This window comes from Bradyrhizobium sp. JR4.1, from assembly GCF_040548605.1.
Classification (GTDB): domain Bacteria; phylum Pseudomonadota; class Alphaproteobacteria; order Rhizobiales; family Xanthobacteraceae; genus Bradyrhizobium; species Bradyrhizobium canariense.
Map to the genome: position 1 here is coordinate 36,681 of NZ_JBEPRY010000029.1, position 14,139 is coordinate 50,819.

A 14,139-nucleotide genomic window follows, 5' to 3' on the forward strand; every position below is an offset into this window, starting at 1 on the left:
CCGCAAAGAGAGTCACTGCACCCGCCTCGCCCGGGACTGGCTCGCACAAACCTTCGCGATGGAAACCACCGCCAGGTTGTCTGCTATGCCGGCGTCGCCGCCACGCCATGGCGCAGTCGAGCGCAAAACAGGGCGTGTCGAAGGGTGGCAATCCGCGGCTGAGAACCACGATAATTCAGCTCGCGTGGTTGTAGGTGCGCCACCAGCCTCAATCGGCTCTGACCCAGTTGTTCAAGGCGAACAGCCAGCGCGCGATTGTGGCGTTGGTGCGCAAGCTGCTCGTGGCCCTCAAAGTACGCGACCGCCGCCGTCGTGATCGAGGGAGCCGTGATGAATACCGCCTGAGATCAAGCTCCTTCCGTAGCTGACAACCAATCAGCCGGGACCCGATCAGCCCTGGACGGTCCGGGGGACGAACCGATGGATTGCATGGCTTCAAAACGCCGCAACGAAGACTGGTTTCGTCCTCTCGATCCTGCCCGCCGCAAGCGGAATGTTGGTGCTGTCGCTATCGCGCGACGATCGAATGTGAGTTTGATCTGGCATGCAAACCAGATTGTCGAACCGGCTGGACGCTGAGATCGCCGACGATGAGGAGTAGTTCGCCCCGCGTGCGCCCGACCACACGAGCCTGATGGTGTGCTCGATCCTGTCAAGGTCAAGCCGTTACGCGGCGGCTTTAAAGAGCCGACCTTGAGGCGATCTCCGGGCGTCATCCGAAAGGTCCCCGCGGTCGGGACGAAGAGCTGGTCTGCAGTCGAGCAAAGAGCTGAACAACCGCCGATACTTTTAATCCCGCCGTTTTCCGGAGATAATCTGGATTGCTTCGCTGCGCTTGCAATGACGGGCGCTGATATTTCTTACGCCCAGACCGCGATTTTCGGCTCGGCGTCCGCGTTGGCGGCCAGTTCGCGCAGCGCGCGCCGGTACTCGACCGGCATCACCTTGCGGAATTTGGGCAGCCAGTCCTTCCAGTTGGCCAGGATGTCGGCGGCGCGCCTGGAGCCGGTCGCTTTCGCATGGCGCGTGATCAGGACGTGCAGACGCTCGACGTCGGAATGGAGCAGGTTCTTGAACACGTCGACCCGGCCATGCGCCTCGAGGTCACCGGAGTGGTGATAGGTGCCAGCGTTGATCAGCTCTTCCGACAGCACCGGCTCGAGCTCGACCATCAGGAGGTTGCACAATCCGTCGAAGTCGCCGATCTCATCGAGCACGTAGGCGATGCCGCCGGACATGCCGGCCGCAAAATTGCGCCCGGTCTTGCCGAGCACGACCACGATGCCGCCGGTCATGTATTCGCAGCAATGATCGCCGGCGCCCTCGACCACCGCGACGGCGCCGGAATTACGCACGGCAAAACGCTCGCCGGCGATGCCGCGGAAGTAGCACTCGCCTTGAATGGCGCCAAACATCACGGTGTTGCCGACGATGATGCTCTCTTCCGGCACGATGCCGCTATTGGCCGGCGGCTTGACGATGATCTTGCCGCCCGAGAGGCCCTTGCCGACATAGTCGTTGGCTTCGCCTTCGAGCTCGAAGGTGACGCCTTGCGCCAGCCAGGCGCCGAAGGCCTGGCCGGCGGTGCCCTTGAGGCTGACATGGATGGTGTCATGCGGCAGGCCGGCATGGCCGTAGATCTTGGCGACCGCACCCGACAGCATCGCGCCCGCGGAGCGGTTGGTGCTGCTGATCGTGGCTTCGATCTTCACCGGCGCGCCGCGGTCGAGCGCAGGCGTCGCCTGCTCGATCAGCGTGCGGTCGAGCACCGCTTCCAGATGATGGTTCTGGCGCTCGGAGTGATAGATCTTCTGGCCCTTCTCTTCCTTCTGCTTGACGAACAGGTTTGAGAAGTCGAGCCCCTTGGCCTTCCAGTGCGCGACCAGCCTGGTCTGGTCGAGCAGCTGCACCTGGCCGATCATCTCGTTGAAGCTGCGGAAGCCCAGCGAGGCCATGATCTCGCGGACTTCCTCGGCGACGAAGAAGAAGTAGTTGATCACATGCTCGGGCTGGCCGGTGAAGCGCTTGCGCAGGACGGGGTCCTGGGTCGCGACGCCGACCGGGCAGGTGTTGAGATGGCACTTGCGCATCATGATGCAGCCGGCCGCGATCAAGGGCGCAGTGGCGAAGCCGAACTCGTCGGCGCCGAGCAGCGCGCCGATCACGACGTCACGGCCGGTGCGGAAGCCGCCGTCGACCTGGACCACGATGCGGCTGCGCAGCCGCTCGCGCACCAGCGTCTGGTGGGTTTCGGCGAGGCCGATCTCCCACGGTGAGCCGGCGTGCTTGATCGAGGTCAGCGGCGAAGCGCCGGTGCCGCCCTCGAAGCCCGCGATGGTGACATGGTCGGCGCGCGCCTTGGCGACGCCCGCGGCCACCGTGCCGACGCCGATCTCGGAGACGAGCTTGACCGAGACGTCGCCGTCCGGGTTGACGTTCTTGAGGTCGTAGATGAGCTGCGCCAGATCCTCGATCGAGTAGATGTCGTGGTGCGGCGGCGGCGAGATCAGGCCGACGCCCGGCGTCGAATGCCGGACCTTGGCGATGGTCGCGTCGACCTTGTGGCCGGGCAGCTGGCCGCCTTCGCCGGGCTTGGCGCCTTGCGCCATCTTGATCTGCATCATGTCGGAGTTGACGAGATACTCCGTGGTGACGCCGAAGCGGCCCGAGGCGACCTGCTTGATCGCCGAGCGCATGCTGTCGCCGTTCGGCAGCGGCTTGAAGCGGTCGGCTTCCTCGCCGCCTTCGCCGGTGTTCGACTTGCCGCCGATCCGGTTCATGGCGATCGCGAGCGTGGTATGCGCCTCGCGCGAGATCGAGCCGAACGACATGGCCCCTGTGGCGAAACGCCTGACGATGTCCTTGGCCGGCTCGACCTGGTCGAGCGGCACGGGCTTGCGCTTCTCCTCGTCCGCGTTCTTGATCCGGAACAGGCCGCGCAGCGTCAGCAGACGCTCCGACTGCTCGTTGAGGATCTTCGCGAATGCACGGTAGCGTTCCAGCGAATTGCCACGCGCGGCGTGCTGCAGCAGCCCCACCGACTCGGCGGTCCATGCATGGTCCTCGCCGCGGCTGCGATAGGCGTATTCGCCGCCGACATCGAGCGAGGTCTTGTACACGAGAGCGTCGCCGAACGCGTCGGCATGACGGCGCACCGCCTCTTCGGCGATCTCGCCAAGACCGACGCCCTCGACGCGGGTATGCGTGCCGGCAAAGAATTTTCCGACGAATTCCGCCTTCAGGCCAATGGCGTCAAAGATCTGCGCGCCGCAATAGGACTGGTAGGTCGAGATGCCCATCTTCGACATCACCTTGAGCAGGCCCTTGCCGATCGACTTGATGTAGCGCTTGACGATCTCGTAGTCGTCGAGCGAGCCGGGCAGGCGGTCCTTCATCGCGATGATGGTCTCGAACGCCAGATACGGATTGATCGCTTCCGCGCCGTAGCCGGCGAGGCAGGCGAAGTGATGCACTTCGCGCGGCTCGCCGGATTCGACGACGAGGCCGACAGAAGTGCGCAATCCGGTACGGATCAGATGATGATGCACGGCGGCGCAGGCCAGCAGCGACGGGATCGGAACCCGGTCGGTGCCGACCATGCGGTCGGACAGGATGATGATGTTGACGCCCTCGCGCACGGCGCTCTCGGCGCGCGCGCAGAGCTCATCGAGCACCTGGTCCATGCCGGCCGCCCCGAGGCCGGCATGGAAGGTGGTGTCCAGTGTGCGCGACTTGAAGTGCGACTCGGCGACCTCGGAGATCGAGCGGATCTTTTCGAGGTCCGCGTCGGTCAGGATCGGCTGGCGCGCTTCGAGGCGCTTGGTGGTGGCAAGCCCTTGCAGGTCGAACAGGTTCGGCCGCGGTCCGATGATGGAGACGAGGCTCATCACCAGCTCCTCGCGGATCGGGTCGATCGGCGGATTAGTGACCTGCGCAAAGTTCTGCTTGAAGTAGGTGAACAGCGGCTTGGCCTTGGCCGACAGCGCCGAGATCGGCGTGTCGTTGCCCATCGAACCTGCGGCTTCCTCGCCGGTGGAGGCCATCGGCGTCATCAGGATGGTGATGTCTTCCTGGCTGTAGCCGAACGCCTGCTGGCGATCGAGCAGCGACAGGTTGGAGCGCACGCCGGTGGTCGGCACCTTCGGCAGCTCTTCCAGCACGATCTGGGTCCGCTCCAGCCACTCGGTGTAGGGATGGCTCCTGGCGAGCTCGGCCTTGATCTCGTCGTCGGGAATCAGGCGGCCCTGCTCGAGATCGACCAGCAGCATCTTGCCGGGCTGCAAGCGCCACTTGGTGATGATCTGGTCCTCGGGAATCGTCAGCACGCCCATCTCGGACGCCATCACGATGCGGCCGTCCTTGGTGACGAGATAGCGCGCGGGCCGCAGGCCGTTGCGGTCGAGCGTGGCGCCGATCTGGCGGCCGTCGGTGAAGGCGATCGCGGCGGGGCCGTCCCACGGCTCCATCAGGGCGGCATGATATTCGTAGAAGGCGCGGCGCTTCTCATCCATCAAGGGATTGCCGGCCCACGCCTCCGGAATCATCATCATGACGGCGTGTGGCAGCGAGTAGCCGCCCTGCACCAGGAATTCGAGCGCGTTGTCGAAGCAGGCGGTGTCCGACTGGCCTTCGTAGGAGATCGGCCAGAGCCGGTTGATGTCCTTGCCGTACAACTCGGAGCTCACCGAGGCCTGGCGCGCCGCCATCCAGTTGGTGTTGCCGCGCAGCGTGTTGATCTCGCCGTTATGCGCGATCATGCGGTAGGGATGCGCCAGCGACCACGCCGGGAAGGTATTGGTCGAGAAACGCTGGTGAACGAGCGCCAGCGCGCTCTCGAAATCCTTTTCGTGCAGATCGGGATAGTACTTGCCGAGCTGATCGGCGAGGAACATGCCCTTGTAGATCACGGTGCGGCACGACATCGAGCAGGGATAATAGCCGGCGAGGCCGCGGTCGCGGCGCTGATAGATCGCCTGCGAAATCGACTTGCGCAGGATGTAGAGCCGGCGCTCGAAATCGTCCTCGGTCTTGGCGGTGCCGTTGCGGCCGATGAACACCTGCATGCAGGCGGGCTCGGTCGGCTTCACGGTGACGCCGAGCGAGGAATTGTCGGTCGGCACGTCGCGCCAACCGAGCAGCGTCAGGCCCTCTTCCTTGATCTGGTCGGCGATGATGCTCTTGATGACGTTGCGCCAAGCGGTGTCGCGCGGCATGAACAGCGCGCCGATGGCGTATTCGCCGGGATTGGGCAGCGCGAAGCCGAGTTCCTTCGCCTTGCGGCTGAAGAAAGCATGCGGGATCTGCACCAGAATGCCGGCGCCGTCACCGGCGCGCGGGTCGGCGCCGACGGCGCCGCGGTGCTCGAGGTTGCACAGGATGCTGAGCGCGTCCGCGACGATCTCGTGCGACTTCTTGCCCTTGATGTTGGCGATGAAGCCGACGCCGCAGGAATCCTTTTCCAGGCTCGGATCGTACAAGCCTACGGCCGGCGGGCGTGAATTGTGTTCCTGAATCGGATCAGTCGTTTTCGAGGCGACCGTCGCCGACAGTTGCTCTGCCACGATGTTTCCGCGCTCGACTTGCGACCCGTTCATGTCCTCGTCCTCTCCATGCGGCAAGCTGCCTCACCGCCATCTTCGGCGCACCTTGGGCGTCCCGCGGCACCCGCTTCTGGGGTCACCGCTCGTCCGCTCGCGAGCCGCATTTTCTTAAATTCAGGTCAAGAATTCAGGCCAAGACGTTCTTCGTCCCCGAGAACGGCTTTGCCTCCTCATCCTCGTACTTGGCGAAGGCGTTAAGCAACAGCCGCAGGCAGTGCGCCTTCTCTTCAGCCCCCATTGGCCTCGGGCCGTCCAGCGACTTCACCGCCGACTCGACTAACTCGACCGCACGATCCCTGTTGCCGCTTTCGAAATAATACTGAGCGACCGCCACATAGGACAGAAACTTGGGGCGGCCGCGGCCTTCTGGAGAGTTCAGCGCGACGATGTGTTCGGCCAATTCCTTGCTCATCGCAAAGCGATCAGAATGCGGGAAATCAGAGTTGTCCTCCGCTGGATTAGAGAGTTGGCGGATCGCTTGCACCTTCCACAACTCGGATTGTTTTTCGATCGCATCGCCAACCAATTGACGCACAACGGGTAACCCCGTCTGCATGTCATGGATTTTGTGCAGGAGCAGATCCGCATGAACGAGGCGAACGTTGATGTCGTCCGGCATCATTGCGACGCCCTCTTTAGCGGCCGAAAGCGTCATCGACGAATCCTGCGCCTTCAGCGCCGGTCCAAGTTTGCCCCAGAACGCTTGCATCCGGGCTTTCTCGCGCATTTTAGATTCTGCTTTAGCGATTCGCTCCGCATCCGCTGCTTTGGCTTCATCGCTGGTGCGCCAAGTGCCATTTACGATTTTTGGAAACACGTCATTCAGTTGCATCGGGTGACCGATAAAGGCGACGTGACCGTCGCGGTCGATGACGAATGAGGTGGGGATAGTGGTAGAAAAACTGGGCGCCATCCAGAGCTTCTTCATTTTTCCGGCGTAATCGAACCCGATCCGAAATTTCAGCTTGGAGCCTTTCTCGGTCAACCACGCGTCCAAGCTTGTTCGCGCCTCCTCGGCCGTTGAGCCTCGCTCGGAAGCTGCAACTGCAATGACCTCAACTGCGCTATGGTTGTATTTCTCTTGCAGCTGCGCGAGATGGGGAATCTCCGCCCCACATCCGCCGCACCAAGTCGCCCAAAACTCGACAACATACAGCGTACCCAGCTTAAAGTTGGTGAGGGGCTCGCCACGTACCCAGCTTTCCACCCTGATCGGAGGAGCTGGCGACTCCATACGAAGGATCACGTTGTTCTCCAAAGCTATTCCCAAACCTTCGCGCGATCGTATGCGCAAGCTCGTTTGTCTCTAAGAAACGGGGCACGAGTTCAATGAACGAGAGAGCGCGTCTGCATCCACTCCGCCTGACACCGTGCTCAATCCCAGCAGCAATGGCCGTGCCAACGCCAGCAACGAACATCACGCACCTAATTCGGTCTAAAACCACTCGGCGGCTCAACACGACGGCGCGTTTGTAGCTGGCGGTCTCGTTCGATGTCAGACATCAGACGCGGGTTGTGCGCTGCGAGCCGTGGCGTTTTATGCCCCGTCCATCATGACGATCGCACCTGACGTTTGGATGAGCGCGGCCGTAAGCCCGGGTCCGGAACCGGCAAATAGCCGTGAGTATGAGCCTCGCTCGCTCTGCCGGTCTGATTGCGCTCCTCCTACTCGGTGTTCCTGCTTCCTAAGGAAAGTGCGACCGCGGCTGCCGCCGCTGGAAGATAATCCAGTAGCCGAATTGAGCGCCTGCGCAAATTACAAATGGTGGTTCGAACTTTGAATGGCGAGCTTTTGTGACGATACATTCTAAAGGGCAGACAAGACGCAGTCCAGTCACAGTCCTGGAAGATCACGCGCAGCACCGGGATGAGATTCAGCACGCAAGTGAGGTCATAGAGTTGGTGAAGAGAAACCGTCCTTATCAAAGTCCCGGCGAGACACTAACTCCACCATGCGTTGGTTCAAGCGCCAGGATCTCGAATCGGTCGTGCGGGAGGACTGGACGTCGGTCAGATCGCCCTCGCCCTGGTCGATATCGTACGAATGTCATTTGGCAATTGCGTTAGCTCGGTGACGCCTCCCCGTCCTGCCAGCCAATCTTGCTCTTCAGAAATTCAAAGCCGAGCACCTCGAAGCCGGCGCGCTCCTTGTTGTCCTTGCCATAGCCGTGGCCACCCGCCCCGGGCTCGTAGAAATAAGCCTCGTAGCCCATCCCCTGGAGCTTTGCTGCCATCTTGCGCGCGTGTCCGGGATGGACGCGGTCGTCGCGCCGTGTCGTCCCGATCAGGATCGGCGGATAGGGCTGGGCCGGCTTTGCGTTGTGATAGGCGGAGTAGGTCTTGAGCCACTCCCATTCCTCGGGCTTGTCGGGATCGCCATATTCCGCGATCCAGCTCGCGCCCGCGAGCAGCTTGGTGTAGCGGCGCATGTCGATCAGGGGGATGGTGCAGAACAGCGCGCCGAAGCGCTCGGGGTATCGCACCAGCATGTTGGTGATGAGGATGCCGCCGTTCGAGCCGCCTTGCGCGGCGATGCGCTTTGGCTGCGTCACGCCGCGGCGGACGAGATCGGCGGCAACGGCTGCGAAATCATCATGCGACAATTTCTTGCCGGCGAAACGGCCGGCATCGTGCCAGCGCGTGCCGAACTCGCCGCCGCCGCGCAGATTCGCCTGCACGATGGTGCCGCCGCGCTCCAGCCAGAGCTTGCCGAGCGACGAATTGTAGTGCGGCTTCACCGCGAGCCCGAAGCCGCCATAGGCGCTCATGTAGACCGGCGCATCGCTGGTCTCGCTGGCCGGGCCGGTCTGCACATAGGGAATCCGCTCGCCGTCAACCGAGATCGCCTCGTGCTGCGTCACCACGAGGCCGTCGGCGCGACGGCGGCGTCAGCGGGTCCTGCACATTGGCGAGCAGGTCGCCATTGCTCTCGGAGGAATGGCGATCGAGCGGCCAGACATCGACGACGCCAATCTCAGGAAGACCGCCAAGTCTCGCGGCTCCACCCCGCAGCGGATGGTGTGCGGATCTCGAATCGCGGCTTCAGCTCGTCGAGGATCGACAGCACCAGCTTGCGCGCGGCCCAGAAGAACCCCTGCAAGGCCCGGCGCGGTCCGGGCTCGAACAGAATTGTGAAGTCGCGACTGCCGGCGAGGAACGCCGAGAGCGAGCTGCCGAGCACGGCGTCGGCGGTGTAGGTTCGTCCTTCGATCGCCCAGTCCGTGCGCAGTTTCATCGCAAACCAGTCGCCATGCGCCTGCATCCAGATGCCGGTCGGCTGGTCGAGCTTCGTTGTGGTGCCGGCGTCGTCGCGCAGCCAGATGCCGCAATTGAAGAAGTCGATCTAGTCGATGATCCAGGCGCGCGGTTTCGCGCCGGTATCGTCCATGCCAAAGATCCCCATATGATCGGCCGAAGTCCCGCAAGGTGACGGCGTCGCTGCCGCCGCGCGACAGGCTCAAGATGACTCGCGAACTTCCCGGCCGCGAGCTGATCGAGCTCACCAGCCAGTCTTCCCTCGCTCGCCGCAAGCCGGTCGATGTCCAGCACGGTCTCCCACGCCGGCCGCGGTTTGCGAAACTCCGCGAGGGAGGTTTGCCGCCACAGGCCGCGCGGGTTCATGGCATCCTTCCAGAGATTGTGCAGATGCTCGCTGCGCCGGCTGACATAGGGGATCTTGTCGGGCCGATCGTAGATCGCGGCGAGCGTATCGCGGTCGCGCTCGAACGCCGCTCCGCCAAACACCCGCACCGTTCTGCTATTCTGCCGCTCGACGAAGTTCAACGCCCGTCCGCCTTCGATCTGTTCCAACCATAGATAGGGATCATCATCTGGAGTCGAGGCCGTTGGCCTTTCAATCCGCGACTTCAAGGCACACCTTTTTTTGACCATGATTCACTCCAAGCTTAGCATTGACGCGCACTTTCGATAGGGTTCAAGGCTTCGCGCCGTACATGTCGCCGCTCGATGCCGGATCTCCCGCTACGTTTGTCTCTGACAAACCACCCCTGTTCATAGCGAGAGAAACGTCGGTTCAAGCAGCTGGCGCGTGGGTCTGACAGTTTGTCGGGCAGACCCGGGCGCAGGCGCTGCAGCCGATGCAGGCCCCCTCGTCCTTCATCACCATGACCTTCTTTTCGACCTCATCGTCGTCCTCATCGAGATCGATCATCTCGCCGTCCTCGCTCAGGCCCTTCAGCGTCATGACCTCGCGGCCGCAGACCTTGTAGCAGCGGCCGCAGCCGATGCACTTGTTTGGATCGATCCAAACCAGGTAGTCCGGCCTCCAATCGCGGCCGTCGCGGGTCCTGAATGACATGGCTTGAGGTCCGTTATCCTTTGTGTAGTGCCTGGAGATCTTGGCGCTTGCTTTCGAGCTCGCTGAAGGCGTCGTGGGCCTTCTGCGCCACGCTCAGGATCGCGGTCCAGTTGACAGGCAGATCCTCGGAGAGGTCGTGGAGGTCCATCTTGGCCTGGGTCGCTTTGGCCGACAGCTTCTTTATTTCCGCTTTCAGGCTTTCAACATCGCTCATACTTGCCTCAATAATTCGCCACTTCCGGGAACTCGCGGATCATCTCAACACCACTGCTGGCGATTTTGTCGCCTTGCTCGGCAAGATGACAGAGATTGTTGAAACCAAAGCGATGCACGTCCCGTAGCTGCTTACTCACGACAACGAGCCGGCCCCCAATCAGCACGATCCGGCCGAACCCTTCATGATGCATCTTCAGCATTGGCGAGATCATCACACCCGTCGCCTTCTCGATCGAGAGCGCAATGGCGTCAAAGAACAACTGCAGTCGCCATGTCGTGTCGGGGTCGGGATTGCCGACGATCGGCAGCGCGCGGCGCTTGCGCTTGTCGAGAATGTAGGGTTCTAGCAGGTCGAGGTCCTTCTTGCCCTCCCAGGCGCCGTGGGTATCCTGGGCGCGCCAGATCTTGATGAGCTCTTTGAGAAATGGCCGCTCCGCCGCGGCGGCGGCTGGAGTGATTTCAGACTGATCGGGCATCCTCTTTCCTTCAGGATTCGAAATCCACCGTACGTTCCGGGCTTTTAGTGAGCAGCTTCCGCAGCCAGGGCGGCGGCGAACCCTTCAGCACGGTTTGCAGTTTGATGCAAAGCTCGTCGATGGGTTCTGGTTGCAGCACCTTCATAGGATGAATCCTACTCGCGACGACTCGCGCAGCACCCGAGCCGCCGATCGCCGCAACATAAAGGATTGCGCAGTCCCTGATCGCGTCGATCTTCGGCGCCAGCTTATCCTCATTGCCGTCTTCGGTGAGATCACCGCCGAACTGAACCGCCTCAATAAACCGATGCCCGTCCGGGCCGACTTCGTAGATCGCGATGTTCTTGGCCCAGCCGAAGTGCGCATCGACGTGCTTCAAGTCCTGAGTGGCGAATGCAACTTTCATCCGTGTTTTTTCTCTCCCTGCTCAATGCAACTGGGGCGGATGGACCTGCAGCTCACCGCAGCTGATGGCCAGGTGTCGGGCGTCGGCCCATGGTTGGTTTCGCGGTCGGTGATGATCAGATTGGCGATATCAAAGATCAGATCGCGCGTGCCGCGATAGCCAACGGTCGTGAGATGCGCAGCGCCAAGGCGATCGAACATCGGAAAACCCACCCGGAGGAACGGAACATTGAGTCGCGAAGCGGCCTGGCGACCATGTGAATGCGACATCAAGAGGTCGCAGTCACGTGACCTGGCAAGCTCTTCAAGATCCTCCAGATCGCCGATCAGGACGTCCTCGGTCCTGACCCGCTGAAGCACCGGTGAGTTCGTCGTCGTCACCGCAGCCGTTACCTGCGCCCCCATCTCGTGGAGGAAGCTGGAGAGATCGAATAACAAGTCCGGCTCGGCGCCGATCGCGAGCTTGCGGCCGCCGATATGGAAATGGGCATCCAGCATGGCGTCTGCCAGCTGTCCACGCTGCCGGCGATATTTCGAGGGCACCGACTGGCCGCTGATCTCGCTCAGAAACGCGATGAATTCGTCGTTTGGAATAAGGCCGCAGAGCCGCTCGAACAGACGGAACGGCGTGCCTGTCCGCGCCTGCATGATCTCGGCCGCACGGCGCATTTGCGCGCCGATGGCGATCGTCCAGGCCGCCTGCCCCATGGTCGCGATCTCGTCCACTCCAATGCCACCGATCGTGGTCGGCGTGAATTGGTCGGGGATGTGGCCATCCAGCGAACCGGCAACGTCCGGCAGGAAGGAGGGCTTGAGCCCAAAATCCTCAAAGATCGTGCGAAGCTCGTCGAGATCGCCGGGCGTGAGGTGGCAGCCAGGTAGCACGTTGACGCGGGAGCCATCGCGCGATCTCACTGCGTCGACGGGAGCCACGAGCACCTCGATCATCCGCGCCACTGTTTTGCCCCAGCCATCCTGAAAGGCATCCTTGAAATCCGGCGTCGAGACGTAGACAAGGGGAAGCTTTTCGAGCTGCGGATGCTTCTGACGGATCAACCGGATGAAGGCCTCGACGTCATCGCCGTTGGTCTCGGTGACGCCAGTCGAATTGATACCAATGATCTCGGGCTTGACGCGATTGTAGATGTTGAGGATCGCCTGTTCGAGATTCTCGTGACCGCCGAGCACGGTGGCAACCTCGCTCATGGCGGTCGTCTGCATCGGCACGGCTTCATTGAAATGGCGCACGAACAGCGTCAGCCCGAACGAGGCGCAACCTTGCGGGCCGTGCAAAAGCGGCATCGCGCCGCGCAGGCCCATGAAGGCAAATGAGCCGCCGATCGGCTGGCTCATCTTGAGCGGATTGACCGAACAGGCTTTCTTCGAGGCAGTGACGATCGCCATGTCGTTCTCCTACTCAGCCGCCTGCAGCGCTGGGGGCTGGAGATCGGAACAAATGTCCTTACAAGCAAGGCTCCTTGCGGTGGACTCGGTGCACGGCTTGGCGGCCTCGACGGGGTTCGGGCCATGCGCCGCAATAGCGCTCTCACCATGGCCGATCTCAGTCTTGTTGGAAAAACTTATCGTCTTGACGCCGTTCGTGTTCGCGCCCCGAACTGGATCAACGGCTTGCGCATGCATCTGCGCAACCGTCTTTGCCTGACGCTTCCAATCGAACTCATCCCAGGGCGCGGCTTGCCTGAGCTGATCCCATATCGGATTGTAGAGCGCTTTCTCGATCTCCTCCATGAGCTTGACAATCCCGACATAGCCCATATAGGCGTGGCAGCGCTCCTGGTTGATATCGAGCCATGGCGTCGCCGCCTTTAGTGCAACGAATTGCGACTTGCCGCCCGAGAGCATGATGTCGGCTTTTGCGTCCTTTAGCATCTTGTAGATCTCGTGAGGTGACATGTCCTCGATCATGTGGGCGTGTTGACCCATTAATTCCTTGATACGTTCCTTGTCCTTCTCGGTCGATTTCTTCACGGACGTGCCGACGATTTCGAGCCCGGCCTCCTGCAAAGCGGCCACCATCGACCAGGATTTCACGCCACCGGTGATGAGAACGACCCTCTTGCCAGCAAAGCGCGGCTTGAAACGTTCGATCGCAGTCCAGGCTTTGGTCTCTTCGCGTGCGATCAGGGCTTGCGTTCGTTCCATCAGCTCAGCCGGCGCGCCACGTTCGATCAGCATGCGCGCAATCTGGCGCAGTGAATCGCCGGAATCCTCAATACCGTAGAACGAGCCTTCAAAAAACGGGATGCCGTAGCGCTGCCTCATCTTGCGTGCGACGTTGATCATCGCTCTTGAACAGACCATCATCGCGGCTTTGGCTCGGTGCGAGCAAGCGACCTCGCGATACTTGCCGTCCCCTGAGATGCACGAAAGGATACGGATTCCGAGCTCATCGAGCAGCGGCTTGACCTGCCAGAGCTCGCCGGACAGGTTGTATTCGCCGATGATGTTGATGTCGTACGGCGTGGTGTAATCCGGCTCTCCGGTACCGATGACGTGCTCCAGCAGTGCTTCGCCCGCGAGCTTGTTACCGAGGTTCTTCGACCCCACAAATCCCGGTGAATTGATGGGAATGACGGGTTTGCCGAATTTGGCGGAGGCCGCCTTGCAGACCATATCGATGTCATCGCCGATCATCGCGGGCACGCACGTCTGGTAGACGAAGATGGCCTGTGGATCGTATTTCTCTGTGATCTCCTTGACTGCCCTGTACAGCCGCTTCTCGCCGCCGAACACGACGTCGGTCTCGCTCATGTCAGTGGTGAAGCTTCTGCGCCACAGATCAGAGCCGGAGGAGGCGGAACCGCGGTTGTCCCAGGAATTGCCCTCACAGGCAATTGGACCATGCACAAGGTGGGCGACATCGGTGAAGGGCTGCAGTGCGATTTTGGCGCCATCGAAGGCACACCCGCCGGCGGCGCCGCCCGGCTTCAACTGCTTGGTGCATCCATTCTTGCGCTCGACCTTCGACTTGCTCGCGTTCCTGGGGCAGCCCGGTTCGTTAAAGACGTCCTGTATGATCGTGGGAAGCGAACTCATGGTGCCTCTTTCGGGGATGTCAACACACCGCACAGACCAAGAGGATGGCCGCCGGATAACATGTGAT

Annotated in this window: 8 protein-coding genes and 2 pseudogenes; 1 reads left to right on the forward strand and 9 read right to left on the reverse strand. The window is 61.7% G+C overall.

The window, feature by feature from the left end:
• Positions 1-63: 63 nt before the first annotated feature.
• Positions 64-345: pseudogene (locus ABIB90_RS35695) on the forward strand (transposase); the annotation flags it as partial.
• Between the two features lie 515 nt (positions 346-860).
• Here the strand turns inward: ABIB90_RS35695 and gltB are convergent.
• The 9 genes and pseudogenes from gltB to nifE form a co-directional block, all read right to left on the reverse strand.
• Positions 861-5,594: a glutamate synthase large subunit gene (gene gltB / locus ABIB90_RS35700; protein WP_354202438.1), complete on the reverse strand. Its 4,734-nt coding sequence runs from the start codon at positions 5,592-5,594 to the stop codon at positions 861-863.
• Between the two features lie 133 nt (positions 5,595-5,727).
• Positions 5,728-6,846 carry a TlpA disulfide reductase family protein gene (locus tag ABIB90_RS35705; RefSeq protein WP_354101452.1) on the reverse strand — a complete coding sequence of 373 codons (1,119 nt, stop codon included), beginning with the start codon at positions 6,844-6,846 and terminating at the stop codon, positions 5,728-5,730.
• Positions 6,847-7,663: 817 nt separating this feature from the next.
• Positions 7,664-9,491, reverse strand: a pseudogene (locus ABIB90_RS35710) (prolyl oligopeptidase family serine peptidase).
• 142 nt (positions 9,492-9,633) lie between these two features.
• The gene (gene fdxB / locus ABIB90_RS35715) at positions 9,634-9,918 is read right to left on the reverse strand and encodes a ferredoxin III, nif-specific (protein ID WP_027515607.1); all 285 of its coding nucleotides are present in this window, start codon (positions 9,916-9,918) and stop codon (positions 9,634-9,636) included.
• 13 nt (positions 9,919-9,931) lie between these two features.
• On the reverse strand, positions 9,932-10,132 hold the full coding sequence (locus tag ABIB90_RS35720; RefSeq protein WP_027515606.1) for a CCE_0567 family metalloprotein: 201 nt from the start codon (positions 10,130-10,132) through the stop codon (positions 9,932-9,934).
• A 7-nt stretch (positions 10,133-10,139) separates the two neighbouring features.
• Positions 10,140-10,610, reverse strand: coding sequence for a NifX-associated nitrogen fixation protein (locus tag ABIB90_RS35725; protein WP_354101451.1), 471 nt, complete (start codon positions 10,608-10,610; stop codon positions 10,140-10,142).
• A 10-nt stretch (positions 10,611-10,620) separates the two neighbouring features.
• Positions 10,621-11,016, reverse strand: coding sequence for a nitrogen fixation protein NifX (gene nifX / locus ABIB90_RS35730; protein ID WP_027515604.1), 396 nt, complete (start codon positions 11,014-11,016; stop codon positions 10,621-10,623).
• Positions 11,013-12,419: a nitrogenase iron-molybdenum cofactor biosynthesis protein NifN gene (gene nifN / locus ABIB90_RS35735; protein ID WP_051448292.1), complete on the reverse strand. Its 1,407-nt coding sequence runs from the start codon at positions 12,417-12,419 to the stop codon at positions 11,013-11,015. Before nifN ends, nifX begins: the two co-directional genes overlap by 4 nt.
• Before the next feature lie 9 nt (positions 12,420-12,428).
• Positions 12,429-14,072, reverse strand: coding sequence for a nitrogenase iron-molybdenum cofactor biosynthesis protein NifE (nifE, locus tag ABIB90_RS35740; RefSeq protein ID WP_354101450.1), 1,644 nt, complete (start codon positions 14,070-14,072; stop codon positions 12,429-12,431).
• Between the last annotated feature and the right edge of the window lie 67 nt (positions 14,073-14,139).

Bases quoted from the DNA above. Each gene is read 5' to 3' on its own strand.
- ABIB90_RS35725 (WP_354101451.1), bottom strand. From the start codon at position 10,610: ATGCCCGATCAGTCTGAAATCACTCCAGCCGCCGCCGCGGCGGAGCGG.
- nifX (WP_027515604.1), bottom strand. From the start codon at position 11,016: ATGAAAGTTGCATTCGCCACTCAGGACTTGAAGCACGTCGATGCGCAC.
- gltB (WP_354202438.1), bottom strand. From the start codon at position 5,594: ATGAACGGGTCGCAAGTCGAGCGCGGAAACATCGTGGCAGAGCAACTG.
- nifE (WP_354101450.1), bottom strand. From the start codon at position 14,072: ATGAGTTCGCTTCCCACGATCATACAGGACGTCTTTAACGAACCGGGC.
- nifN (WP_051448292.1), bottom strand. From the start codon at position 12,419: ATGGCGATCGTCACTGCCTCGAAGAAAGCCTGTTCGGTCAATCCGCTC.
- fdxB (WP_027515607.1), bottom strand. From the start codon at position 9,918: ATGTCATTCAGGACCCGCGACGGCCGCGATTGGAGGCCGGACTACCTG.
- ABIB90_RS35720 (WP_027515606.1), bottom strand. From the start codon at position 10,132: ATGAGCGATGTTGAAAGCCTGAAAGCGGAAATAAAGAAGCTGTCGGCC.